The sequence below is a fragment of the Geomonas oryzisoli genome, from assembly GCF_018986915.1.
GTDB classification, from domain to species: domain Bacteria; phylum Desulfobacterota; class Desulfuromonadia; order Geobacterales; family Geobacteraceae; genus Geomonas; species Geomonas oryzisoli.
Genome location: NZ_CP076723.1, coordinates 1,553,332 through 1,575,481 on the forward strand (window position 1 = coordinate 1,553,332; position 22,150 = coordinate 1,575,481).

Genomic DNA, 22,150 nt, shown 5'->3' on the forward strand with positions numbered 1-22,150 from the left:
GGTGGAGGTGTTTACGATGTGGATATTTACATCTGTTGGTTTTATCTCGGTAGTCAGGTCTGATCTTGATTCAGAAAAGCTTGCAGTTAGAGCAAGGAAACGAAAACACCTTGAAATGTTACTTCCAGATGAAGAAATTGTGCATTTACCTAATCGTGATTATAAATATAGGGTTTTTATTACACAAGAAAAGTTCACGGACCTGATGTTGAAATTGTCTACGTCTATTAATTACCAGAACTTTAAAAGCTCAGTGCACGAATTCAATTATCAGGATGCTTGCCATGAAGTATGGGGTGTTATGAACCGTTACCAGCGGGGTGCAGAAGAACCGGTCCCATGTGAAGTTTGCGGAGCCATGTTTTATCTTGATGTTGATCCGATTCAGGGTATGGAGACTGGCATATTTGGACGCCGGTGTTGGCATTGTCTTTCAGGAGTGCCAAGGCCACCACAGCAACTTCATGGCTTTATTTTGAAGCCCTAATTTTGCATTTCAGTTCAGTGTTCCTCATGCCATCATTCAAAGATGTGTAGCCCTATTATGCGTACCGGTGGGAGGTTCAAATGGATGCTTTTGAAGTACTAGTCGCATCAATTTTTGAACGTGACGGCTTTTGGGTCAGACCTAGCTTCAAGGTCGAATTAACAAAAGAAGAAAAGTGTGCCATCCGCCGCCCATCATCGCCGAGATGGGAGCTTGATTTAATTGCTTATAAGGCAGGAACCAATGAGTTGAGAATTATTGAGTGCAAGTCTTACCTAGATTCACGAGGTGTTGGCATAAATGCTTTTATAGGATCAAATGAAAAACTTAAGAGTAGATTCAAAATTTTCAACGAGCAATATTTATGCGAGGTGGTGGTGCAACGCTTGATAACACAACTGCTTGGAACTAAGTCCATTCTTGCTGATCCAAAAATTATTATCTGCCTTGCGGTAGGTAAATTTTCATCTGACAAAGACAAAATAGCAGTTAAAGAATTATTTAATCATAAGGGGTGGGAACTGTTAGATAATGAGTGGTTGTGTCGTAGATTGAAATTAATTGCTAAGGGCAGCTATCAAAATGAAGTTTTAGATGTTGTTGCTAAGATTCTTATCCGCACTAAAATTAATCGTGTTATCTGAACATATCAACTCACTCTTTAATATTTAGTTATGTATTCGTACTCAGAGACATATTTGTCGTATTCAATACAAAGCCTAGGCCCCATTTTGAATTTAACGTCGATCAGATTATGAGAAATGAGTATTGTTTCGCACATGGCCCTAAGCAATTTATTTAGAAGCTCACGATTGATATAGTCAACAGATGCGTTTGTTATGAAATCATGTATATGCAGGTTCATTTGTTTTAAATTATGATCGTTGTGTAGTGAATTTAACCGTATTAGTTCTTTATGGCAATCGTCAATTGTGGTCTCAAGTGTTTGTAAATCCATATTTAAGCTCATTGTACTTTGATAGCATTCAAGCTCTAGTCCTTTTTTTAAGTTGTTAAGCAGTTTATTTTGTCTCACCGTGGCACGTCTAAGTCTTTCTTTAAGATGTGCGACCCCAAGTCTGGTTTTACTGATCACTGGATTGATAAACGGGAATTCCGATAAAGCTTTGGCGAACTCTAACAGAAATACAGTTTGGAGTCTGCCATAGGGGATATTGTTCGTGGTACAACCTTGTTGATATTGTGCGTTGGTGCAGATGATATAATCCCAACGTGGACCTTTCTTGAGGTACATCATACGACCATTGCATTGAGGACATCTTCCAATCATTGAAAAAATGTTTTTTAAAGCTGCTGAGTCACAGTATCTTGTTTTATATTGACGCCGCCTAGCTTGCACCTTTTCATACAGTTCCTCGGAGATAACAGGGGGGTAATAGTTTTTGATGCCTTCCAAGGGTATCCTTTGGATCTTACCATTACCATGGCCCATTACGTGTGGAGTCAAGGTGCCAATAACCGCTGGGTTTTTTAATATTCTACTGACGTAATGTTCTCGCCAAATTGATTTTTCTCCCTTCTTAAACGTCCATGTACGTACCTTGTCCAAACGTAAGGTTCGTGCAATAGTCAAATACCCCTTCCCGCTCAGGTACTCGGTATATATCCTATTCACTATAGCGGCACGCTCTGGTATGACCTCAAACTGTTGAGTTTTTTTGTTATATTTTAACCAACCAGGACCTACTGTTGTCAATGTTTGCGTGAAAGCGTTTTTACGTTTATTTTCCCACATTGACTTAAGTCGTTTGGACTTCATTTCGGATTCTTCATTTGCTCTGATCAAAATCACTATTGCTTCAATTAACAGAAATGGTGATTTGTTTACAGATTCGGCAGAATAAACTCTTCTGTCAGCTAGTGTAACGATTGTTACGCCTTCTAATATTATTTGAGTAAATATGTTCTGAGCTGGCAAAATGACATCTCTGCTTATTCTGTCCAGAGATTCTACTAAGAGGTAGCTACCGCTTTCGACTTCCTTACGCCTTATAGCTTCCATGAACTGACCAAGCTTACCTATCTCAATATTTGCACCTCTGAACGCTGACACCCCGAAATCACTGTAGGTTAGCTTGTCATCAAGTTCTAAGCCATGAGCGGCTGCATATTCCTCAGCTTGTTGGGACTGCCTCCTCTTGCTATCACCTTTTGCCTGGTCAGGAGTACTAAACCTCATATAACTGTATGCTTTTGGCATAAGTGCCTCCGCGACGGGGTGACATAATCGGTAGAGTGGAACTGCCCAAAAGGGAAGGGGTTAGCAGGCATACCAGAATATCACAACCGCAACACTTTGATTTTACCTCGTGGGTTCAATTCTCTTGGGCTTTGGTCTCTTCGAGAAACACTCGGTTTCTGCAGTTTTAAACATGCTTCTACAGTGGAATGCTCCACCTAAGCAAACACACCAGTAACAGGGGTAATGCCTCAGTTGTTTGGTTGCCATATTGGGTATCCTGGTATCCTTTCTGTGCCACGAGCAAATAATCCTGAAACTGTGGCCGTTTGATTTGTCTGCACTAATCATATATGGTCAATATATTAATGCAAGCTAAAAAGTAAGTAGCACCTGACACTCCCAATATTCCCTGCCGATCATCTCGATCATACATATCCATTCCAACCATTCCAGTTCGTAATAATTTCACATAACTATCTGTAATATCGCAAAAGCCAGACCGTCAAAGGTCTGGCTTTTAATTTCAAAGGAGGAAGACCAATGGCAATGACACCGATCACCCCAGAACTCAAGCTGCACACCCACCAGGACAGTAACGGCATCCACATCAACAGCCTGATTTTCAAGCACAAGGGGAACAACTACCACCAGTACGCCGGGACTAAGGACACCATCTACATCTTCAGTGAGAGCATCGCCCTGTATGTCCTGACCGTCAACAGAGAGCATGGCACTGTTGGCCTAAACGCCTACATGTCACCAGAGCCGTTCCCCATCAACAGCTTCTACATGCACTCCCCTAAGCATATCGAGGACGTGTTCGGTCTAAATTGGGAACAACTACCAGCTATAGACGTAGTACTGAAACTAATGGACTACCTGATGTGATTATTGATATGGCGCTTAGTCACCTAGGATTGAGCGAATAGCTTGAAGGATATCAACAGGAGAGAAGGGCTTAACGAGGATACTAACTCCTTCGGGAAGTGGGCGCTCTGGGACATATCCGCTCATATAGATCACATTAAGAGAAGGGTTTATGGTTCTCATGATCTTATAGCTTGAGATACCGTCCATTCGAGGCATGACGATGTCAGTTACAACCAAACTGATATTCTGCTGGTTTTGCTTGAATTTTTCTAGCGCATCTTGGCCATCAATTGCCTGTATCACATTGTAGCCTTGACGAACCAGGAGGTCATGAAACATCGCCCGTAATTGTGGCTCATCATCGACAAGAAGTATCGTTTTGCCACCAGCTGTAGTTTCCTGTCTCATTATTGCCTCATTGCCGAGTTAAACGATTCGATACGCTTGTGGTCTGTATACCAGTGTGGGAGTCAAAAAGCTGTAGACAATTGACCATATTCTGCCTGCGGAGGCTGTCTGTCGCTGGAATTACCTGTATCCCTAATCTCATTATTATCTCATAACATTTGCAATCTTCAACACCTTTCCACTATGTCTGTGGATAAATCCTCGAAACCTGTGGATAAGCATATTTGTTGTGACGCAAAAATAGGCACTTTTACGTCTTGCACATTTTCTGCACATTTATCTAACTAGTCGTAATTACGTGTCAATATTTATTTGTGTGACGAAGGTAAGTGTGGGTTGTATGCAATTCCTACTATACATCTGTAACAAATGTGAGGAGGTGGATAAGTGATTAAAATCACGTGGTGAAAGAGCAAGCATCTTAGATCAGTATTTCATGTTGTTAGCGTCAGACATTAAAACTAATGGAGGAACCACTATGACCATCGACACCCTGTTTGGTCCAGAAGAAGTCCCATCACCTAAACCACGTACCATTAAGCTCAAGACCATCAAGGCCGTCTATCAGACCATCACCGTCAACGACATCATCACCGAATATCTTAAGCCTAATACCCGATACACGTCAGCATCCCAGGTCTTTGACACCTTCAGCTTCCTGAGACATGAGACCAAGGAACACTTTATTGCTCTCCACCTCGATGGGAAGAATCGTATCGTCTGTTGCGATATGGTAAGCACTGGCTCCCTTAACCAAAGCATTGTCCACCCCAGAGAACTCTTCAAGACAGCACTCCTGTCATCGGCAGCAGCAGTAATCCTCTTGCATAACCATCCTACTGGTGACCCAACACCTTCAACTGAGGACCTCACCATTACCCGAAGGCTCCAAGAAGCAGGAGACCTCATCGGTGTCAGGGTACTCGACCATATCGTTATCGGTGACAGTTACTACTCGTTTGCTGAAAGGGGGCATATATGAATTGCGAATACTGCGGTAGGGCCATGAGGCAGGGGGATACGATTCACGGCATCAAGTATGGTACATTGACATCTACCGGATTCAAACCAGCATCGGACTCAGCGGTAACAGTGATATGCGGGACTTGTGGCAATCGAGTTTATCAAATGGTGTACTCGGCTCTTGATACAAGAGCACTCACCTATCCGACCATATTCAAGATGGTGACAGACCTTACCTCCCTGATGAAGAACGGATACAAGCTGATCCAGAACATTGCCAGTCTACCAGCATCAGACCAGAAAGCCCTTCAGCACCTCGTTACCTCCTGCAAGCAAGCCGAGTAGTTTCCTCCTAACCAATCCCTCCACATATCAGCAAGTTCAATATTTTCTCAGATGAAACGCACTCCTCATGAATCCCATCGCTTGAAATGTCAATCCTACGTTCCACAGCAGTCCTGTAAATCCTACATCTGGTGAAGTCCCAATTGCAGTATTGGTCCACCATATAGCCAGTGGTCACAGGCATCTTCGTCAGCTTGTCCTTCGGGAAAGGACAGGAGTTGATGTAGGTGCATCTAGCCATGTCAGACCTCAAGTGAAAGGAAGATTGAATGCATACTAGTGAAGTTGATATTAAAGGCAAGTTAATTATTTTCCCTGTGACTCCCCTGATACCAGACCCGTCTCCTTCCATCATTCCCTTCTCAAACTAAGCCTCCACTAATTCCACTAGTTGAACCCAGTCTCTTACCTGTCCCAAGTAACAAACACCCGTCAGATCGAAAATATGGAAGCCGAATCACCATTCTCATTACTCATTAATCCCAATGTCCAGCTAGCAGTCAACCAAGGAGCCACCAAGCTCCTATTTTTGTACCTAAATCCAAGGAGGTATCACCATGGCAGTCTACAAACGAGGAGATAAGGCAGTGTTCTACATGAACTTCTCAGTTGATGGAGTCCGAGTCAGCAGGAGTACCGGCAAGTTCAGTAAAAGGGAAGCCAAGTTAGTGGAAGCTGTCGAGAAGAAGAGGATGATGGTCGAAGGTGCATTATCCCAAAGGGAGAGAGCAGCAAGGATGCTCCTGAGCATTGCCATCCAGAAGACCTATGACGAACGATGGAAGGATAACAAGGATGGACTCAAGGCTAAGAGGTTAGCAGAACGTGCAATGGACCTGATAGGAGACATACCCCTCTGCAAGATCGAGGACCAGACCATCAAGCGTATGGTCAAGAAGTTGGAGGATTCAGGTGTCAAGGGAGCTACCATCAACCGATATCTTGCGACAATGAAGACCCTGTTACGCCACCACCAGCAACCATGGGAACATATCAAATTAAAGAAGGAGAGCAAAGGGAGGATTCGGGTACTGTCCAAGGAAGAGGAGATCACCGTTGTCAGGTTGCTACGGGATACCGATCATTCCACGAAGAGGAGCTACTACCCTGAAGCGGCTGACTTGGTAGAGGTCTTGGTTGACACCGGATGCAGGTTATCGGAGATCTTGAATCTCAAGTACGAGGATATCAACTGGGATAACAACCTCATTAGCATCTGGATCAACAAAGGAGACAAGCCCAGGAGCATTCCCATGACGAAGAAGGTAAGGGGAATACTGTTGGCACGACAGGCAGGGGACTGGTTTAAGCCCTTCACCATCGACATATACCAAGCGCAGAAGGCATGGAACTGGAGTCGGAAGAGGATGATGCTCGATGATGATAGGGAGTTCGTCATGCATGCTCTGCGGCACACATGCGCTACCAGACTATTGGATAGGGGAATTGACCTGTACACGGTTAAGGAGTGGCTTGGTCACAGCACCATTCAGGTAACAGAGCGGTATGCCCACCTGAAACCAGATAAATTGGTTACAGCTGCGGAAGCTCTGGAAACGTGATTTAGTTAAGGAACTGCTTGTTATCGTAATGAAAATGAGTTACAGGTATGGTTACACATTTGATTACACAATACCACTAAAACTAGGGTAAATGGTCTTGTTGAGTAGCTTCGGGTCTAGCTAGGTTTCTAGAAGTATCAAGCGGTTACAGTGATCCCGTCATTCCCAGGTTCGATCCCTGGCGCCCCAGCCAATAAGAAAAGGGTTAGCTCAATGAGCTAACCCTTTTTTCGTTCACGTTCATCCTTAAAGGCCGAGTTTGGAAATCTTCGCCAATCCCTGACTGATGTTTTTCCGCCCTGCGCCTTCGGTAGCCAATCTCATCCGGGTAGCCCCGATAAAGGCATCCCCCGTTGTAGAGGTATGTTCGGACTTGATGGATTCCTGCCATACCGTTTCGCCGGTGGCGATCCGCTTCAGTGTCCAGCCTGCCTCCATCTTCACGGTAAAGGCCATCCCGAAAACAGGTTGCTCTATTGAGAAAATCATCACCGAGAGAAGGTAGTCCCCCTGCCGGCCTTCAACGACTCGTGAAAAAGTACCTGCCTTGGTTATGGCCGCCATTAGCGCCTTACTGAACTCTTCGTTCGATATCCATGTTCTTCCCAACTCGTCGAGTTCCTTGCCACCTCCCACGCTCAGACTCACCGTTTTCTGGTAATTTGCTCCTGTTTCAAATGTCGACGGGGTCATCCCTTCGTGCGTGGCCGTGGTGCAGCAGCCGGCAACCATCGGTGTGGCGACGCAGAGAAAGAGCGTCAGCAGCTTCCATATGAGGGCGGCACCTGCGGGTCTTCCATCGCTCTGGCGCATGGCGGTCTCCTTATTGTGCAGGCTTCGCGTGGAAAATGTTGGTCAGTACTTCATCAACCATATCCTCCGGGGATTTTCTGGTCAGGGAGGCGTGGAGAGAATTGCCGGTGGCCAAAGGGAAGTCGGTCTTAGGGTCCCGGAAGATGATGGTGAGCTCGAGCATGTACATGGTTATGTCCCACATCCACTTGTCGACATAGGTAACCACCGCGTCGCTTTGGCTCGGCGACTTCAACTCCGGACCGGTTGTGGCGCCAAATCCCCTCTTCTCCAAATTGTTTTTGATGAGCCGGTAGGTGTTCCTTTTGTCGTCGGGCGCCTGTACGACATAGAAAGTCTTGAGTTTGCTAAGATCGGTTCCGGCAGTCAACGTCCCGGTGGCACGGTTTGCACAGCCGGCCGTCACAGTCAGCGATGCGCCTAAAAGCAGGAAATAGCCGAGTCTTTTCAACATAGGGCAGTTCCTCCTCGATTGGGATCACTACTGGTGCGTACTCATGATTTCCTTTATACCGGCCATTTCTGATGTCAATTGTGGAGGCGATTATAAATAATCAATCTCTTGGTGTTGATATTATAACGCTCACATTAAATCTGTTGCAATATTGGTGTCGATCCCCTAGAGTGTGCGCCCATTCAGGTGGCGGTCACGCTGCGACTACAGGCCCTTCGGGCACCAAAGGAGGATTAATGTTCAAAAAGTTGGCTGTATTCTTGGTACTGGCAGGAAGTCTGCTCTCCGCTTCGGCAAGTTGGGCTGCGTCTACCACGACAGCGGTCACACCGGATCAGGCTCTGAGCATGCTGATGGCGGGGAACAGGGAATTCGTAAGAGGTGAGATCGAACATCTGGAGAGGATGTCGACTCCTGCACGCAGAACCGATCTGGTAGCAGGGCAACACCCCTACGCTATCGTTCTGACCTGTTCCGATTCCCGAGTTCCTCCCGAGATCCTCTTCGATAAGGGACTGGGGGAAATCTTCGTTGCCCGCGTGGCCGGCAACATCGCCTCGGCTAGCGAGCTGTTGGGCAGCATCGAATACGGCGTTGAGCATCTGGGGGCCTCGCTGATCATGGTCCTTGGCCACTCCAAATGCGGTGCTGTAACCGCCACCTACGATTCGCACGTCACCGGAACCATGCCTGCAAAGAATATTGACAGCCTGGTGAAAGCCATCGATCCGGCCGTGACCGAGGTGCTGGCCACCAACCCGACCGGGACCAAGGCGGAGGTGGTCGAGGAATGCATCGTTGAGAACATCAAAAAGGTGGCCGAATCGATCGAAGTGAACTCCCCGATAGTGAAGGAGTATCTGGAAGTCGGGAAGGTGAAGCTCGTGAAGGCGAAATACGACCTCGCCACCGGTGTGGTCACCGTGCTTCCGTAGTCCGGAGTCGCCGTGCAAGATAGGGCGGCACCTGCCGGCTCCCAAAAGGCATCCGAAATAAAAAAGAGGGGGCAGGCCTTCCGGCCGGTCCCCTCTTCACGCTTTACGCTCTCATGGTGTGCCTAGATCCTGTTTTTGAGCAGGTCTTTGCCTTTTTGGACCAAGTTGGAGTTGGAATCGATTACGTCGTTGAAGAACCTTTCCACTTCCTGATCGCCTTCGGCGTCTTTTATGTACTGGCTGCAGGTCTCGGCGGCCTGTGAAGCGTTGTAAATGACGCTGACCAGATCGAACTCTTTGTTTTTAAGCAGATCCTTTTGCATACAAACCTCCATTGCCATGCACCGACGAGGTTTCCGCCTCCGCGGCGCACCTCGTTTCATGCGTCGGTTCCTGGCGTGTCTTGGCGTATAGATCAAGTTCATGATCTAGAGCTAATTCTACGCTTAATCGTCCTGAGTTTCCATAGCGCAAAGGTGCTCCCGTCACGATCAGCAAGGCTATTATTCAAAGGGGCGCTTCGAGACGCAGCGCGCTTGATAAACAAAAAGGGTTGGCGTCGGCCAACCCTCTATGGCCAAGGAACCGTATAGGTCTTGGCCTTACTCCTGCTGCCGCTGTTTCCCGGTGTCAGACCGGCTGAACATAGCAGCTGTAGCAGGTCCTGTAGCAGTAGCAGCTGTAGCAGTAGCAACTGTAGCAATAGCAGTAGCAGCTATAGCAGGTTCCCGTCAGCTGCCCTGCTGCACCTTCCGCCTGAGCGCCTTCACCGGCACCGTGCAGGAAGGACTTCGCCCCCTGTTGTTGCGGTGGCTGTTGTCCTCCCATCATCGGGTTCTGCACGGCGGTCGGGTTGATGACGTTAATTACCACCCCCTGAGGGCTGCCGCTGCTCTGAGGACCCATCATTTCCTGCCCCATCCCCATCTGGGCGTTCTGGGAACAACCGCAGGAGCCCAGTTTCGCCTGGACCTCTTCCTGGGGGACCTTGTACTGGTCGGCCGTGTCGTCAGGAATCTCGTAAAAAGTTCCGTCTAGTCCTCTGGTAATCATGTTCGTCCTCCTTTCTCCTTTTGTGGGTATTGAAACCAGGTGCTACTGACCGCCTTGTGCTCCGGCATCGCGCTGACACCGGTGGCGGTCGTCACTCCCTGTCGGCGGTTTCATGCACTGCTGCATTTTCTGCATGGTCATCTCATGAAGCTTCCTGGCCTGGTCCTGGTTGTTACAGAAGTATGTCCACATCCGCTTGGTGTAGTTGCAGTGGTTCTCCCGGAAGGTTTCGGAGAGGTCGCAGGAAATGGGGCAGCCGTGGGTGCAAAAGTGGTTGGCCTCGCAATCGAAGCAGCGGATATACCAGGTACCCTTCCTGGGGAAGTTATCTCGCAGCCGCTGTACCCCGCGCTCGTCAATCTCCTCGCCCAACTTGCCGAGCAGGTAATCCCTGTTCCTGGTTCCACCGCAGACGAAGATGTTTCCCTCTGCATCTATGCCGACCTTGTCCTCTGCCGAATCACAGGAGCGGTTCCATTGAGGCTGAGTGATATTGCCATGGCGGGCTGAGAGGAATTGGTATGCGAGTCGGCCGATCCTCATGTCATCCACGGACAGGTTGGTCTTCAGCATGTGTTCGATCATCGCGACGGTGCTTCGGTACATCTGGTCCGCGGACAGTTGCTCGGCATCGCCACGCCCCTGTGCGACCACGAAGTTCGAGATCATCCCCGCCACCCCCTGCTCACGCAGATACTCCATTACCTCTGACATCCTGTCGCAGTTGTGCCTGTTGATGGTGGCAACCACTCCGACCGGGATGTTCCTCTTCCTTGCCATCGTGAACAGTTCGTGGATCTTCTCGCCTCCCTCCCTGCAGGCGTCGTGGATATGGGGAGGCCCGTCGCAGCTTATCGAGAAGGATATGCCGAGGTCATGCAGCCTCGCCATGCGGGCTTCGTCGAGCAGGGTGCCGTTGGTACTCAGGGGGAAAATCACCCCTTTGCCCTGCTGTTGGCCAACTGCCTTGGCATAGGCGACGAACTCGGCGAACCAGGCGTCGTCGACCAGCAGCGGCTCGCCGCCGTACAGATGCAGGACTACTTGCGGGTACTGGGAGTTCCCGATCAGGAGACGGGCTATCTCCTTCGCGGTATCGAGCGACATCCTGGAGTCGTTTGCCGGCGTGCAGTCGATGAAACAATACGAACAGCGCAAGTTGCAGCGGTCGGTCAGCAGCATGGAAACATTCGAGACGGTGCGAAAGAACCTATCCAAGGTGGCGTTGGCAGCAGTCATGTTTTTTCCCCTCCGAGGTAGAAAAGGTGTACATGAAAATAAACAAATTAAAACAGGCAAATGTTATCTCTGTTCGTGTGGGAGTCAAGGCCGTGATGTGAGGAGTCCGGATGGGAGCTGATAACAGGGGAGTTGGATAGCTGCGGGAACGAGGACGAGGGGAGGAGGGCAGGCGAAACGGCTCTTGGTGAAGCCAAGCCCTCGCACATCATCACAGGTGATGACCTTCGTTCTTCGGGTGATGACCTTCATCGGTTTGGTGATGACCTTCATCGGTCGGATGATGACCTTCATCCGTCGGGGGATGACCTTCATCGGTTGGATGATGACCTTAATCGGTTGGATGATGACCTTCATCCGTCGGGTGATGACCTTCGTCCTTCGGTGAAGACCTTCATCGCTTGGGTGAAGACCTTCATCGGTTGGGTGATGACCTTCATCGGTTGGGTGATGACCTTCATCCGTCGGGTGATGACCTTCATCCGTTGGGTGAAGACCTTCATCGGTTGGGTGATGACCTTCATCCGTTGGGTGATGACCTTCATCCGTTGGGTGATGACCTTCATCCGTTGGGTGATGACCTTCATCCGTTGGGTGATGACCTTCATCCGTTGGGTGATGACCTTCGCCCATTGGGTGGGTAACCTTCGCACTTCTGGTGATAGACGTTTAGTTGTGGTAATCCAGGCTAAGGAGTCAATTGGGGGGACGGCGGAAAAGGCAATTGTGGAGTGGACCTGGGTAAAGGGACGTGGTCACGGACCCTTGGCGGGGAAAAACTCCCCCGGGCCATGTATGGATCCCGGGGGATATTAATTCAACCTGAATCATCTGGCTGTTAACCTGTCGTTTTTAATGCCTGTTTCAGCTTGATGCAGGTGCTACCACCGATTTCCTGTGAATCTTAGGAATACAAGCGTTGAAACCTGCTTGTACCAGAGACGGTATGTCATCCTCCGTTGCCACGGATTGCAGGAACGATATGATCTTCCTCAGCATCTCCGTGGCGGCTTTGCGAGCGGCATTGCGCTTTAAAATCTCCGAGCGATTCCCTGTTTTGCCTCCTTCGAAAGCAGCTTGATAAACATTCAGGGCTGCCTGGAACGTTTCTAACGCAATAGGGCCGTTTTGGTACAGCGCCAATGTTGCCAGACCTCGGGCAATACGGAAAAGATAGCTAAGCAATTCCGAATCCCTTCCTTTTACCTCAACTGCGATTTTTACGTAGGCCATAGGTCGTCTCCTCTCGACAGGTTTCAGTCAGCATCAAAACACCCGTCACATTTTAGGGCCATTGTCTGCAGTGGCAACTGCCTGAAATGGTTAAATAAAGGCGCTCAAGGCATTCATTAACCCAATCGAGCCTATGAGAGGACGTAACCGGAGAATATGAGTAGCAAGGCGGGAGGCTCACCGTCGTGATAAAAAAATCACTCAATGAGAACTCCTTCCCTTCGGCCGGAACGAGAATCGCCGCCCCGGCCGGGGTAGTTGGCGGGGCGGCGTTCACATCGGTTGGTGGGGGATTACAGCAGGTCGAGCAGTTGCTTTACTTCCGGGGTGCGTTTGCCGGCCTCACCGGCCGCTATGGTCCTGGGATCTAGGTTGCCGTAGTACGCGCCGTTGGCATCGTCGTCGATCATGAGCGCGGCACCGTTGAGGGCAATCCCGGCAAAAAGGCCGCGGCTGCGCGAATAGGAAAGTATCTCGCTCTTCAGGGTGACGTCGGTCGCCCCCTCGGCGCTTCTTCCGACCGGGCCGGCGGCTACCGAGGCGTCGGCTCCAAGGGTGAACTTGCCCCTGAGTACGCCGTCCACCCCTTTTTTCGTTTTGAAGACCAGGATCAGGTCCGTCGATTCGGCGCCGATCTGCCACCCCAGGCTGCCACCGGCTATTTTCACGAACACGGGATCGCTCCAGTTTCCCTTCTCGTTGCGCACGGTCAGGACACCGGTGCCGTACCTGCCGCCGACCACGAAGCCCACCTTGAGCACTTCGGGGATGATCATGATGCCTTGCGCGTTCTTCAACAGCATCGGGGGAATCCCCTCTTCAGGGATTGCCTTGATCGCCTTGACCACCTCGACGCAGTCCTCGATCTTCCTCGACTCCTTTCCGGCATAGGCGGGTGTTACAGAAACCACCATCAAGACGGCAGCGACAGCAGCTGCCAAGAGTTTCATGGTTTTCATGCTCTTGTCCTCCTTTTTGTTGCTCCAGTTATATGTAATGGCAAATCCCCTCTGTCTCCCCTTCGCAAAGGGGAGAACGCGGGGGCTCGTGCACGCTTCGCAGGCAACTATGCGTTCGCACCCTTTATATAATATCCCCTATATCCTGCGTTGGAACAAAAAAAGCCGGGTCCGAATATCTGGTGATAGTTCGGCAACCCGGCTGTCTCGGTGAGACCCTTTAGGCTTTCCGCCCCATCCTCGCGGATGGTTGAGTATTGTCGCTATTTTGTTGTCACCCGTGTTGGGACTGGGAGTTCAGGTACCTGCCGAAGTCCGCATCCGTCTCGCGGATGTGGTGGGTGACCCAGTTGCAGAGAAACCAGAGAAGCTCGACGGATGCCTTGGTGTCGAGCGCCTGTTTTTTCTTCAATTGCGAGATCTTGGTCCGGAATTGCCGGTGCTCTTCCTTGTGCGGCCCAAGCTTTGGATAGGAGGAGTTCTCCATCCAGCGCTCTTCGCAGCCGAAATGCTGCATGGAATAATCGATGAGGATCTCCAGCACTGAGGGGTCCAACGGGTGCCCCTCCCTGAAGTGGTCATACGTCTTGTTGAGATACTGCACCAGACTTTGGTGGTGTTGATCGATCTCCTGTATGCCGACCACATAGCAGTTCTTCCATTCAATTATAGGCATACACTTGCTTCTCCCTCTTTTGGTAATGCTCCCGGCCCTCTCCGTGGCGGGGAAGGCCGGGGTATGACGACGCCGCTATTGCGGAACAAGGACGATCTGCCCCAGATCGCTGGCCTGCCCTTGCACCACCGGCACTGTTGCCGAGGAGTAGAGTGCGAAGCCGTTGGAGCTTACGAAGGTCTTGTAGCCCCAGCTCGGGTCGTTCGGGTCGCTGGCAGGCACGAAGGCGGAGAAGGGGGCTTGCCACTTGCCGCTGGTATAGGTCGCGAAGATCTGGCCCGAGGCGATGGGGGTGGCGTCGTTGATGGTCCCGCGACGCTTGATGGAAACGGTCGCGCTGCTCCAGTTCTGGAGCGTGTTGCTGACGTTGCCGATGATGGAGCCGAACTGGTTCAGCATGTTGGCCATCTGGATCAGCCTGATGCCGGTCGGCTTCAGGTTGTACTCGTTGCTGTTGCCACGTTTCACCACGGCAGTGTTCGGGTCGAAGTCGATCATGACCGCGTTGATCACGCCCGGTTTCACCTCGAGGGGACCGAGAATCTTGAGCCCGGAGGTCTGGCCGCTCGGTGTGGTCAGGGGGATCTTGTTCGTCGGATCGCTCTTCAAGGTAAGGTAGTTGACCGGGGTCTGGTTTCCGTTGGGGTTCGGGTACAGGACCAGGCGGATCTGGCGGTAGGTTCCGGCGGGTAGCACGAGTTCGCCCAGGGCCTGCTGGACGAACTGCAGGGTCATGATATCGATGACCTTTTCCTGCGGGTTGAACTTGGCCAGGACGGGGAGGGCCGGGTCGTCATCAGCGGCGTTTTCGTGTCCCGTCGGGACCACCCTGATCTCCTTGATGGAGATGACCAGGTTCTGGTAGGCATCGCTTGGCTTGTCGGTGATGGCGAGTTTCAAGGTTCCGGTGCTGGCACCGCCGCCACCGCCGCCGCAGCCTCCGAGGTAGAGCATGGCGGCAATAATGGCGCCAATCGCGATAATAACGGATCTAAAGGCAACAGTCTTATTTCGCATGATGGAAACCTCCTTTTACGCTTAGTCCTTGTGGTGTTTTTTGTGCCCTTTCTTCTTGCCGTTGTCGTGGTGCTCCTTTTCGTGGTGCTCCTTTTCCTTTTTCAGATAGACCCTTTGACGGTTTTCCACGTAGTAGGGGCGGCCGGAGTCGTAATAGATGTGTACTCCCGGAGGAGCGGGGAGATAGCCGTTGAGGTTGATGTTGACGCCGACGGAGCCGGCCTGCGCGGACGGGGCGGTCGCGGTGGCGAGGACGCATAAAGCTGCTCCTGCCGCCAAGGTGCTCAGTAACGATCTCATGCTCATATCTGGTTCCTCCTGGTGGACCAGCCTTCTTGTCAACGCAACTGGTTTGCGTCGGGATGGCAACGGTGGCTGGATTTTGGGCAATAAAAAAGCCGGGGCCGAATATCTCGTGATATTTCGGCGACCCGGCTGTCTCGGTGAGACCCTGTAGGCTTTCCGTCCCATCCTCGCGGATGGTTTAGTATTATCGTGTATCGTATGGAGTGGAAAATTTGGTGGAACGATAGCTCAAGGCAGGAACCGTGTCAAGGAACGTTTTTAAAGCCGCGATCATCTTTGTATCAGTCCCAGCATCGGCTCATGTCAAAAACATTAAAGTTTCCAACGCAGTTGCCGAAACCGTATTGTATGGGGGCGATCATTGCTCCATCTTGCTTTAATGATTTTGAGCTGTATCGGGAGAGGGCATGGTTAGAAGCATCCTTGAAATCGGCAATGCCAAGTACAAGATCGACAGAATAGCCCTTGGCCGCTTCAAAGACGAGGTGCGCGAGAATTGGAACCAAGAGAGTGCCGGCGCGGCGGAACAGGAAACGGGGCGGGCCCTTACGCTGGACGAATCGCTGGATGCGGTATTCCTGGAAGTGATGCAACTGTACAACGAATACGCCAAAACGGAGAGTATCGATGTCCTGCTGCGCTTGAAGGACAAGTTGGAACAGGTCTCCCTGCGCTACAAGAGCCTCGCATTGGCCGAAGAGGTGCTCAACATCAATAGTTGCCTTCCCTACGAAAGACGCATACCCAAGGATTCAGAAATCAGTCGCACCAAACATTGAACGGGCGAGGTGCTGGCGATCAGAAGATGGCCAGCGCCGGTTCCGGAATGACGGTCTTCTCTTGGCCGGCATCGGCCCTTTCCTTCCTAAGGCTATCCCACTCCTGCAGTAACTTCTCCGGTTCAGTAGTCTTTTCTTTAAGCAGATCGAACAGTCTCTGCTCGGAGTCGCCGGAGAAACCGGTGAACTTCACCCCGATCATCGAGAAAAAGCAGTGCACCACGCTGACCGTGATGGTCAAGGGCGCGCCCCCCGGCTGCAGGGGGACGGTGAGCCTGCAGGACTCGTGGAGCGGCACCATGAGGCACTCGTCGGCGCTGATAAGGGCGCCGCGCAGGGAAACGTTCTCCAGGCGGCAACGATATTTTATGTCATGATGAACCAGTTCCCCGGGCGCACTGTAGGTGATCCGGTGAAAACGCCGCTGCTCCATGTTTTACCCTCCTCGCACACATCGTGATGTTCGGCAGGCTTCTTATCGTCAACGTTCCATACTAACTATAGTCTTATTTGTCAACATTCTGATGTGTCGGGGCTTTTTGCAGGGTGTCGCGATGATGCCTGCCGGCCGGCAGCAAGGCTGTCGGGGTGAAGGGGCGCGGGAGTCCGGTGGTGGTAGGTTTTCCATTGACTTCACCCGCCAACTATTGTATTAAGTAGCGTTTCCTGGGTTTTGGATGCAGGCTGCCCGGCGTCGCGACCGGTGCACCAGTAGTCAATCATAAAAGAAAAAACAAAGAGGGCCGGTGCATTGATGGAAAACAAGATCAGGGTGTTCAGCGGTAACTCCAATCCGGTTCTGGCAGAGAAGATCTGTGACTGTCTCAGGGTCCCCCTGGGCAAGGCCAAGGTGAGAACCTTCTCCGACGGCGAAATCATGGTCGAGATCGGCGAGAACGTGCGCGGTCGTGACATCTACGTGGTTCAGTCCACCTGCTGCCCGACCAACAACAATCTGATGGAACTGCTCATCATGATCGACGCGCTGAAAAGGGCGTCGGCTGCGACCATCACCACGGTCATCCCGTACTACGGCTATGCGCGCCAGGACCGCAAGGCTGCACCCCGGACGCCGATCACCTCCAAGCTGGTGGCCGACCTGATCACCGCCGCCGGTGCAGACCGTGTAGTTACTATCGACCTGCACGCAGGCCAGATCCAGGGCTTCTTCAACATCCCGGTGGACAACCTCTACGCTGCGCCGGTTCTCCTGGCCCACCTGAAGAGCCGCTTCGCCGACGACCTGGACAACCTGGTTATGGTTTCTCCGGACGCAGGCGGCACCGAGCGCGCCCGTGCCTTCGCCAAGAGGCTCGGCTGCACCCTGGCCGTGATCGACAAGCGTCGCACCGGGCCCAACGTGGCGGAGGTCATGCACCTGATCGGCGACGTCAAGGGCAAGAACGCCATCATCCTGGACGACATGATCGACACCGCCGGCACCCTGACCCATGCTGCCCAGGCTCTGAAAGATCACGGCGCCGCCAACGTCTATGCCTGCGCCACCCACGGCGTCCTTTCCGGCCCGGCCATTGAAAGGATCAATAACTCGGTCATCGAGAAGGTGGTCATCACCGATACCATCCCGCTGGGCGAGAAGGCAGAACAGACCGACAAGCTCAGGGTGCTTTCCGTAGCAGACCTTCTGGCCGAGGCGATCCGCCGCATCCACGAGGACGAATCCGTCAGCTCCCTTTTCGTGTAGTACTTAAATAAAACTGTCATTGGAAGATCAAATACCAAGATTGACATCGGAGGATGTATGAGTAAGCAGGTGCTGAATGTAGAACTGAGGGAAAAAACCGGCAAGGGTATCTGCCGTCGTCTGCGCGCCGCGGGCCGCGTTCCGGCCGTCGTGTACGGTAAGGGCATCGAGCCGGTCTGCATCTCGCTGGGGCTGAAGGAACTGACCGAAGCCATCGCCGGCGAAGGCGGCCGCAACCACATCCTGACCCTGCAGGGCGTAGCCGCGCTGGAAGGCGCCAACGTCATTGTTGCCGACCTGCTGCGCGACTCCCTGAAGAACCACGCGCGTCACGTCGACCTGCACAAGATCAACCTCGCCGACAAGGTGAAGGTACAGGTCAAGCTGAACCTGGTCGGCACCCCGGCCGGCGTGAAGGCTGGCGGTTTCCTCGACTTCGCCATGCACACCGTTGAAGTCGAGTGCCTCCCGGTTCACATCCCGGCGCACATCAACGTCGACGTCACTGAGCTCGTCATTGGCCACTCCATCCACGTGGGCGACATCAATGCCCCGGTGGGCACCGCCATCCTGAGCGATCCGAAGGCTCCGGTGGTCAGCATCCTTGGCCGCAAGGCTGCTACCGAGGAAGAGGCCGCCGCCTAGTCCAGGACCGTTATGGCAGCAAAACTTATCGTAGGGCTCGGCAACCCCGGGCCCAAGTACACATGGACCCGCCACAACGCGGGTTTCATGGTTTTAGACCGCTTGGCAAGCCTGTCCAACATCGCCGTCACCAGGAAGGCCTTTTCCGGCCTTGCCGGTGACGGCAACTGGGCGGGCGAGCGGGTCTATCTCCTCAAGCCGCAGACCTTCATGAACCTGTCCGGCCGCTCCGTGGCCGAGGCGCTCCGCTTCTACAAGCTGTCCCTGTCTGATCTCATCGTGATCCACGACGACCTCGATATCCCGTTCGGCAAGGTGCGACTCAAGGAAGGGGGCGGTCACGGAGGGCACAACGGGCTCCGTTCCCTGGGGCAGGAGTTGGGCTCCAACGCCTTCGCCCGGGTGCGCGTCGGCATCGGCCGGCCGCTGCACGGCGACGTGGTGAACTTCGTCCTGACCAACTTCGCCAAAGAGGAGATGAACGAGCTGCTGGAAGTGCTGGACACCTCCCTGGACGCCATGGAGATGGCGGTCAAGGAAGGGATGCCCAAGGCCATGAGCATCTTCAACGCGAAGTAACGACCAAAAGGAAATAGCATGGGTTTCAACTGCGGCATAGTCGGTCTCCCCAACGTGGGAAAGTCCACCATCTTCAACGCGCTCACCTCGGCCGGTGCCGAGTCCGCCAACTACCCCTTCTGCACCATCGATCCCAACGTCGGCATCGTGTCGGTGCCCGATCCGCGCATGGACAAGCTTGCCGAGATCGTTCATCCGGAACGGATGCAGCCGACCACCATAGAGTTCCTGGACATCGCCGGCCTCGTGAAGGGGGCGAGCCAGGGTGAGGGGCTTGGTAACAAGTTTCTCGGGCACATCCGTTCTGTCGACGCCATCTTGCACGTTGTGCGCTGCTTCGATAATGAGAACGTGGTTCACGTGAGCGGCAGCGTCTCACCGGTGCGCGACATAGAGGTCATCCAGACCGAATTGGCGCTGGCCGACCTCGACACTGTGGAGAAGCGTATCCTGCGCACCGAGAAGCAGGCGAGAAGCGGCGACAAGAAGGCGAAGGAAGATGTCGAGTTCTGCCAGAAGGTAAAGTCGACCCTGGAAAAGGGGCTCTCGCCGCGCGACCTGGCCGAGAACGAGGACGAGCGCCTGATCCTGCGCGACATGCATCTCATGACCGCTAAGCCTGTTCTCTACGTCGCCAACGTGGCCGAGGACGACCTGGAGGGGAAACACCCCTACGTCGAGGAAGTGCGCCAGTTGGCCGCCAGGGAAGGTAACGGCGTGGTCTTCATCTGTGGCTCCATCGAGGCGGAGATTTCTGAGCTCGCCGGTGAGGAGAAGCAGGCTTTCCTCGAGGAGATGGGGCTTGCCGAGTCGGGACTGGACCGTCTGATCCGTTCCGGTTACGAACTGCTCGGGCTCATCACTTACTTCACCGCGGGCGTCAAGGAAGTGCGCGCCTGGACCATTACCAAGGGGACCAAGGCCCCCGGCGCCGCCGGCGTGATCCACTCCGACTTCGAGAAGGGATTCATCCGCGCCGAGGTGATCGCCTACAATGATTACATCGCGTCCGGCGGCGAGAGCGGCGCCAAGGAGAAGGGCCTGATGCGCCTGGAAGGAAAAGAGTACGTGGTGCAGGACGGCGACGTCATGCATTTCAGGTTCAACGTGTAATTGATAATGCCTTGGGCGAATAATTATTCGCCCTGCTTTGTCAAGTTTTCCTTGTCAAAGCTTAATATCTGTAGTAATAAACAGCGTTCACCAGAACGGCCTAAGGGCCGTATCTCCTTGCTCCGGGTTGGACCGGGGCTAAATAAACCGTGAGGAGGCTTAACAATGAGCAGGATGTACGAGACGATTTACATCGTCCAGCCGGACCTCGGTGACGAAGAGATCAAAGCTCTTTCCACCAAGGTGCAGGACGTGATCGCCAGCATGAACGGCGATTTCAAGAGGCTTGAAGACTGGGGCACCAGGAAACTGGCTTACCCGATCAACAAGAACCCCCGTGGCCGTTACTTTTACCTCCGTTTCGACGCAGATGCCCCGCTGATCGCAGAGCTGGAGCGTCGTCTGCGCCTCGACGACAAGGTGATCAGGTACCAGAGCGTGAAGCTCGAGCAGGAAGTGGTTGCACCGGCAGCCGCTCCGGCCAAAAGTGCCGAGGAAGGGACCGAGGAAGTGGCTGCGGCTGCTACCGAGGCTCCGGCCGAAACGACTACTACGGTGGAGGAATAAGAGATGGCAGACGAAAGAGCACCCCAGAGAACCAGCAGCGGCCCGAGGAAGAAGCGTCCGTTCCAGCGTCGTAAGGTCTGCCGTTTCTGCGCAGACAAGCAGGTAACCATCGATTACAAAGATCCCCGTACCCTCCGTTACTTCGTTTCGGAGCGCGGCAAGATCATCCCGCGCCGTATTTCCGGCAACTGCTCCAAGCATCAGAGGGAAATCACCGAGGCGATCAAGCGCGCCAGGAACATCGCGCTGCTTCCGATTGCCGGCAGCCACGCAACCGCCTAGGTGCCGCTGACGGTGAGTCCGTTGCAGGGGAAGATTCTCGATGTCGTCAAGGGGAGCGTCACCACGGTGGCGCTCTTCCTTGCTTTCGTCTATCTCCCCGTGGTCGGCACCATCCCCGGCCTGTTCGCCTCAGCTCCGGCCGTGTTCTACGCGGTGAAGCAGGGGAGGGGGACCGGACTGGCGGTAGTACTTGCCAGTTGCGCCATTCTTCTTGGTGTCGGTGACCCGGCCGCGACGGCCATCTACCTGTTGCAAGCCGGCGTACTGTCCCTGGCGCTTCCGGAGTTCCTGCACAGGAACAAGGGGGGGGCTCGCTCCGTCATCTACTCGGTGGCGGTAACCATCACCGTCCTTTTGATGGCGGCGGTGGTCTACGGCATGGCAACCGGAGCCGACCTGCACGCCAAGATCAGCAAGGGCGTGCAGACGAGCATCAACCAGACCTCGCAGATCTACCAGAAGGCGGGTGTGAAGGGGGACGAGCTCAAGGCGCTGCAGGACTCGATGCATCAGGCCGGACAGCTGGTGGTCACCATCTACCCGGCGCTGGTCACCGTCGCTTACGGCATGATCGCCTGCATGAACCTGATGCTGGTGGCCGGGATAGCGGCGCGCCTGCGTATGCCGCTGTACGTCGGGGATTTCAGAAAGTACAAGAACCCTGAGCCGCTGATATGGCTTTTGATCGTGGCCGGCTTCGGCACCCTGGTGCCGGAAACCATCGTGCACCTCGCGTCCCTGAACGTGCTGATCGTACTCGGCGCGGTGTACTCGGCGCAAGGCTTCGCGATCATCAGCTTCTTCTTCAGAAAACTGCAGGTTCCGGTCTTTATCAGACTATTGGCAAGCCTGCTCCTGATCTTCCAGCCCATGATGGTGCTGGCGGTGGCGGCGCTGGGCGTATTCGATCTCTGGGCGGACTTCAGGTCCCCCAATAAACAGGAAAACCTGTAATTA

The 22,150-nt window shown here is 52.9% G+C and carries 29 protein-coding genes and 2 riboswitches; of the genes, 16 read left to right on the forward strand and 13 right to left on the reverse strand.

Features of this window, described 5'->3' with window-relative positions; translation table 11 throughout:
* Window positions 1-16: 16 nt before the first annotated feature.
* A complete protein-coding gene (locus KP004_RS06835; protein ID WP_216801600.1) occupies window positions 17-487 on the forward strand; it encodes a hypothetical protein in 471 nt (156 codons plus the stop codon).
* A gap of 80 nt (window positions 488-567) precedes the next feature.
* Window positions 568-1,131, forward strand: coding sequence for a PDDEXK family nuclease (locus KP004_RS06840; protein WP_216801601.1), 564 nt, complete (start codon window positions 568-570; stop codon window positions 1,129-1,131).
* 17 nt (window positions 1,132-1,148) lie between these two features.
* On the opposite strand, the gene KP004_RS06845 is transcribed toward KP004_RS06840, so the two are convergent.
* Window positions 1,149-2,708, reverse strand: a complete 1,560-nt coding sequence (locus KP004_RS06845) for a recombinase family protein (RefSeq protein WP_216801602.1) — start codon at window positions 2,706-2,708, stop codon at window positions 1,149-1,151.
* A 522-nt stretch (window positions 2,709-3,230) separates the two neighbouring features.
* On the opposite strand from KP004_RS06845, the gene KP004_RS06850 reads away from it, so the two are divergent.
* On the forward strand, window positions 3,231-3,578 hold the full coding sequence (locus tag KP004_RS06850) for a hypothetical protein (protein ID WP_216801603.1): 348 nt from the start codon (window positions 3,231-3,233) through the stop codon (window positions 3,576-3,578).
* Window positions 3,579-3,593: 15 nt separating this feature from the next.
* Here KP004_RS06850 and KP004_RS06855 read toward each other — a convergent pair whose 3' ends face one another.
* Window positions 3,594-3,968, reverse strand: a complete 375-nt coding sequence (locus KP004_RS06855) for a response regulator (RefSeq protein WP_216801604.1) — start codon at window positions 3,966-3,968, stop codon at window positions 3,594-3,596.
* Between the two features lie 478 nt (window positions 3,969-4,446).
* Here KP004_RS06855 and KP004_RS06860 point away from each other — a divergent pair, with 478 nt between their 5' ends.
* Both KP004_RS06860 and KP004_RS06865 read left to right on the forward strand, forming a co-directional pair.
* Window positions 4,447-4,950, forward strand: a complete 504-nt coding sequence (locus tag KP004_RS06860) for a JAB domain-containing protein (protein ID WP_216801605.1) — start codon at window positions 4,447-4,449, stop codon at window positions 4,948-4,950.
* A gap of 883 nt (window positions 4,951-5,833) precedes the next feature.
* Window positions 5,834-6,838 carry a tyrosine-type recombinase/integrase gene (locus KP004_RS06865; protein WP_216801606.1) on the forward strand — a complete coding sequence of 335 codons (1,005 nt, stop codon included), beginning with the start codon at window positions 5,834-5,836 and terminating at the stop codon, window positions 6,836-6,838.
* A 246-nt stretch (window positions 6,839-7,084) separates the two neighbouring features.
* Here KP004_RS06865 and KP004_RS06870 read toward each other — a convergent pair whose 3' ends face one another.
* Together KP004_RS06870 and KP004_RS06875 are read right to left on the reverse strand one after the other, a co-directional pair.
* Complete coding sequence (locus KP004_RS06870) at window positions 7,085-7,651, reverse strand: hypothetical protein (protein ID WP_216801607.1); 567 nt, start codon at window positions 7,649-7,651, stop codon at window positions 7,085-7,087.
* A 10-nt stretch (window positions 7,652-7,661) separates the two neighbouring features.
* Window positions 7,662-8,105, reverse strand: a complete 444-nt coding sequence (locus KP004_RS06875; RefSeq protein ID WP_216801608.1) for a hypothetical protein — start codon at window positions 8,103-8,105, stop codon at window positions 7,662-7,664.
* A gap of 236 nt (window positions 8,106-8,341) precedes the next feature.
* On the opposite strand from KP004_RS06875, the gene KP004_RS06880 reads away from it, so the two are divergent.
* Window positions 8,342-9,040, forward strand: a complete 699-nt coding sequence (locus KP004_RS06880; protein WP_216801609.1) for a carbonic anhydrase — start codon at window positions 8,342-8,344, stop codon at window positions 9,038-9,040.
* Window positions 9,041-9,162: 122 nt separating this feature from the next.
* Here the strand turns inward: KP004_RS06880 and KP004_RS06885 are convergent, their stop codons facing one another.
* The 3 genes from KP004_RS06885 to KP004_RS06895 form a co-directional block, all read right to left on the reverse strand.
* Complete coding sequence (locus KP004_RS06885; protein ID WP_216801610.1) at window positions 9,163-9,363, reverse strand: hypothetical protein; 201 nt, start codon at window positions 9,361-9,363, stop codon at window positions 9,163-9,165.
* Between the two features lie 307 nt (window positions 9,364-9,670).
* Window positions 9,671-10,093 carry a hypothetical protein gene (locus KP004_RS06890; RefSeq protein ID WP_216801611.1) on the reverse strand — a complete coding sequence of 141 codons (423 nt, stop codon included), beginning with the start codon at window positions 10,091-10,093 and terminating at the stop codon, window positions 9,671-9,673.
* Window positions 10,094-10,135: 42 nt separating this feature from the next.
* Window positions 10,136-11,332 carry a radical SAM/SPASM domain-containing protein gene (locus KP004_RS06895; protein WP_216801612.1) on the reverse strand — a complete coding sequence of 399 codons (1,197 nt, stop codon included), beginning with the start codon at window positions 11,330-11,332 and terminating at the stop codon, window positions 10,136-10,138.
* Between the two features lie 220 nt (window positions 11,333-11,552).
* On the opposite strand from KP004_RS06895, the gene KP004_RS06900 reads away from it, so the two are divergent.
* Together KP004_RS06900 and KP004_RS06905 are read left to right on the forward strand one after the other, a co-directional pair.
* Window positions 11,553-11,720 carry a hypothetical protein gene (locus tag KP004_RS06900; protein ID WP_216801613.1) on the forward strand — a complete coding sequence of 56 codons (168 nt, stop codon included), beginning with the start codon at window positions 11,553-11,555 and terminating at the stop codon, window positions 11,718-11,720.
* Entirely contained in the window at window positions 11,717-12,148 is a 432-nt protein-coding gene (locus KP004_RS06905; RefSeq protein ID WP_216801614.1) for a hypothetical protein, read from the forward strand. Before KP004_RS06900 ends, KP004_RS06905 begins: the two co-directional genes overlap by 4 nt.
* Before the next feature lie 48 nt (window positions 12,149-12,196).
* Here KP004_RS06905 and KP004_RS06910 read toward each other — a convergent pair whose 3' ends face one another.
* From KP004_RS06910 to KP004_RS06930, 5 genes are all read right to left on the reverse strand, one after another.
* Window positions 12,197-12,565 carry a hypothetical protein gene (locus KP004_RS06910; RefSeq protein ID WP_216801615.1) on the reverse strand — a complete coding sequence of 123 codons (369 nt, stop codon included), beginning with the start codon at window positions 12,563-12,565 and terminating at the stop codon, window positions 12,197-12,199.
* A gap of 293 nt (window positions 12,566-12,858) precedes the next feature.
* Window positions 12,859-13,524, reverse strand: a complete 666-nt coding sequence (locus KP004_RS06915; protein WP_216801616.1) for a lipid-binding SYLF domain-containing protein — start codon at window positions 13,522-13,524, stop codon at window positions 12,859-12,861.
* Between the two features lie 189 nt (window positions 13,525-13,713).
* Window positions 13,714-13,790: riboswitch (cyclic di-GMP riboswitch) on the reverse strand.
* Window positions 13,791-13,798: 8 nt separating this feature from the next.
* Window positions 13,799-14,200 carry a bacteriohemerythrin gene (locus KP004_RS06920; protein WP_216801617.1) on the reverse strand — a complete coding sequence of 134 codons (402 nt, stop codon included), beginning with the start codon at window positions 14,198-14,200 and terminating at the stop codon, window positions 13,799-13,801.
* 75 nt (window positions 14,201-14,275) lie between these two features.
* Window positions 14,276-15,217 carry a DUF4382 domain-containing protein gene (locus KP004_RS06925; RefSeq protein ID WP_216801618.1) on the reverse strand — a complete coding sequence of 314 codons (942 nt, stop codon included), beginning with the start codon at window positions 15,215-15,217 and terminating at the stop codon, window positions 14,276-14,278.
* A gap of 21 nt (window positions 15,218-15,238) precedes the next feature.
* Window positions 15,239-15,517 carry a hypothetical protein gene (locus KP004_RS06930; protein WP_216801619.1) on the reverse strand — a complete coding sequence of 93 codons (279 nt, stop codon included), beginning with the start codon at window positions 15,515-15,517 and terminating at the stop codon, window positions 15,239-15,241.
* A 122-nt stretch (window positions 15,518-15,639) separates the two neighbouring features.
* Window positions 15,640-15,716, reverse strand: a riboswitch (cyclic di-GMP riboswitch).
* A gap of 214 nt (window positions 15,717-15,930) precedes the next feature.
* On the opposite strand from KP004_RS06930, the gene KP004_RS06935 reads away from it, so the two are divergent.
* On the forward strand, window positions 15,931-16,302 hold the full coding sequence (locus KP004_RS06935; protein ID WP_216801620.1) for a hypothetical protein: 372 nt from the start codon (window positions 15,931-15,933) through the stop codon (window positions 16,300-16,302).
* Between the two features lie 19 nt (window positions 16,303-16,321).
* On the opposite strand, the gene KP004_RS06940 is transcribed toward KP004_RS06935, so the two are convergent.
* Window positions 16,322-16,735, reverse strand: a complete 414-nt coding sequence (locus KP004_RS06940) for a PilZ domain-containing protein (RefSeq protein ID WP_216801621.1) — start codon at window positions 16,733-16,735, stop codon at window positions 16,322-16,324.
* 321 nt (window positions 16,736-17,056) lie between these two features.
* On the opposite strand from KP004_RS06940, the gene KP004_RS06945 reads away from it, so the two are divergent.
* The 7 genes from KP004_RS06945 (at window position 17,057) to KP004_RS06975 (ending at window position 22,147) form a co-directional block, all read left to right on the forward strand.
* A complete protein-coding gene (locus tag KP004_RS06945) occupies window positions 17,057-18,007 on the forward strand; it encodes a ribose-phosphate pyrophosphokinase (protein WP_199389735.1) in 951 nt (316 codons plus the stop codon).
* Window positions 18,008-18,064: 57 nt separating this feature from the next.
* The gene (locus tag KP004_RS06950) at window positions 18,065-18,652 is read left to right on the forward strand and encodes a 50S ribosomal protein L25 (RefSeq protein WP_199389736.1); all 588 of its coding nucleotides are present in this window, start codon (window positions 18,065-18,067) and stop codon (window positions 18,650-18,652) included.
* 12 nt (window positions 18,653-18,664) lie between these two features.
* A complete protein-coding gene (gene pth / locus KP004_RS06955) occupies window positions 18,665-19,231 on the forward strand; it encodes an aminoacyl-tRNA hydrolase (RefSeq protein WP_199389737.1) in 567 nt (188 codons plus the stop codon).
* Window positions 19,232-19,249: 18 nt separating this feature from the next.
* Entirely contained in the window at window positions 19,250-20,344 is a 1,095-nt protein-coding gene (ychF, locus tag KP004_RS06960) for a redox-regulated ATPase YchF (protein WP_199389738.1), read from the forward strand.
* Between the two features lie 165 nt (window positions 20,345-20,509).
* Entirely contained in the window at window positions 20,510-20,911 is a 402-nt protein-coding gene (gene rpsF / locus KP004_RS06965; protein WP_183350615.1) for a 30S ribosomal protein S6, read from the forward strand.
* 3 nt (window positions 20,912-20,914) lie between these two features.
* Window positions 20,915-21,193, forward strand: a complete 279-nt coding sequence (rpsR, locus tag KP004_RS06970) for a 30S ribosomal protein S18 (RefSeq protein WP_183350613.1) — start codon at window positions 20,915-20,917, stop codon at window positions 21,191-21,193.
* Window positions 21,194-21,205: 12 nt separating this feature from the next.
* Window positions 21,206-22,147 carry a YybS family protein gene (locus KP004_RS06975; RefSeq protein ID WP_216801622.1) on the forward strand — a complete coding sequence of 314 codons (942 nt, stop codon included), beginning with the start codon at window positions 21,206-21,208 and terminating at the stop codon, window positions 22,145-22,147.
* Window positions 22,148-22,150 lie beyond the last annotated feature (3 nt).

Bases quoted from the DNA above. Each gene is read 5' to 3' on its own strand.
- KP004_RS06835 (WP_216801600.1), top strand. From the start codon at position 17: ATGTGGATATTTACATCTGTTGGTTTTATCTCGGTAGTCAGGTCTGAT.
- KP004_RS06840 (WP_216801601.1), top strand. From the start codon at position 568: ATGGATGCTTTTGAAGTACTAGTCGCATCAATTTTTGAACGTGACGGC.
- KP004_RS06845 (WP_216801602.1), bottom strand. From the start codon at position 2,708: ATGCCAAAAGCATACAGTTATATGAGGTTTAGTACTCCTGACCAGGCA.
- KP004_RS06850 (WP_216801603.1), top strand. From the start codon at position 3,231: ATGGCAATGACACCGATCACCCCAGAACTCAAGCTGCACACCCACCAG.
- KP004_RS06855 (WP_216801604.1), bottom strand. From the start codon at position 3,968: ATGAGACAGGAAACTACAGCTGGTGGCAAAACGATACTTCTTGTCGAT.
- KP004_RS06860 (WP_216801605.1), top strand. From the start codon at position 4,447: ATGACCATCGACACCCTGTTTGGTCCAGAAGAAGTCCCATCACCTAAA.
- KP004_RS06865 (WP_216801606.1), top strand. From the start codon at position 5,834: ATGGCAGTCTACAAACGAGGAGATAAGGCAGTGTTCTACATGAACTTC.
- KP004_RS06870 (WP_216801607.1), bottom strand. From the start codon at position 7,651: ATGCGCCAGAGCGATGGAAGACCCGCAGGTGCCGCCCTCATATGGAAG.
- KP004_RS06875 (WP_216801608.1), bottom strand. From the start codon at position 8,105: ATGTTGAAAAGACTCGGCTATTTCCTGCTTTTAGGCGCATCGCTGACT.
- KP004_RS06880 (WP_216801609.1), top strand. From the start codon at position 8,342: ATGTTCAAAAAGTTGGCTGTATTCTTGGTACTGGCAGGAAGTCTGCTC.
- KP004_RS06885 (WP_216801610.1), bottom strand. From the start codon at position 9,363: ATGCAAAAGGATCTGCTTAAAAACAAAGAGTTCGATCTGGTCAGCGTC.
- KP004_RS06890 (WP_216801611.1), bottom strand. From the start codon at position 10,093: ATGATTACCAGAGGACTAGACGGAACTTTTTACGAGATTCCTGACGAC.
- KP004_RS06895 (WP_216801612.1), bottom strand. From the start codon at position 11,332: ATGACTGCTGCCAACGCCACCTTGGATAGGTTCTTTCGCACCGTCTCG.
- KP004_RS06900 (WP_216801613.1), top strand. From the start codon at position 11,553: ATGACCTTCGTTCTTCGGGTGATGACCTTCATCGGTTTGGTGATGACC.
- KP004_RS06910 (WP_216801615.1), bottom strand. From the start codon at position 12,565: ATGGCCTACGTAAAAATCGCAGTTGAGGTAAAAGGAAGGGATTCGGAA.
- KP004_RS06915 (WP_216801616.1), bottom strand. From the start codon at position 13,524: ATGAAAACCATGAAACTCTTGGCAGCTGCTGTCGCTGCCGTCTTGATG.
- KP004_RS06920 (WP_216801617.1), bottom strand. From the start codon at position 14,200: ATGCCTATAATTGAATGGAAGAACTGCTATGTGGTCGGCATACAGGAG.
- KP004_RS06925 (WP_216801618.1), bottom strand. From the start codon at position 15,217: ATGCGAAATAAGACTGTTGCCTTTAGATCCGTTATTATCGCGATTGGC.
- KP004_RS06930 (WP_216801619.1), bottom strand. From the start codon at position 15,517: ATGAGATCGTTACTGAGCACCTTGGCGGCAGGAGCAGCTTTATGCGTC.
- KP004_RS06935 (WP_216801620.1), top strand. From the start codon at position 15,931: ATGGTTAGAAGCATCCTTGAAATCGGCAATGCCAAGTACAAGATCGAC.
- KP004_RS06940 (WP_216801621.1), bottom strand. From the start codon at position 16,735: ATGGAGCAGCGGCGTTTTCACCGGATCACCTACAGTGCGCCCGGGGAA.
- KP004_RS06945 (WP_199389735.1), top strand. From the start codon at position 17,057: ATGGAAAACAAGATCAGGGTGTTCAGCGGTAACTCCAATCCGGTTCTG.
- KP004_RS06950 (WP_199389736.1), top strand. From the start codon at position 18,065: ATGAGTAAGCAGGTGCTGAATGTAGAACTGAGGGAAAAAACCGGCAAG.
- pth (WP_199389737.1), top strand. From the start codon at position 18,665: ATGGCAGCAAAACTTATCGTAGGGCTCGGCAACCCCGGGCCCAAGTAC.
- ychF (WP_199389738.1), top strand. From the start codon at position 19,250: ATGGGTTTCAACTGCGGCATAGTCGGTCTCCCCAACGTGGGAAAGTCC.
- rpsF (WP_183350615.1), top strand. From the start codon at position 20,510: ATGAGCAGGATGTACGAGACGATTTACATCGTCCAGCCGGACCTCGGT.
- rpsR (WP_183350613.1), top strand. From the start codon at position 20,915: ATGGCAGACGAAAGAGCACCCCAGAGAACCAGCAGCGGCCCGAGGAAG.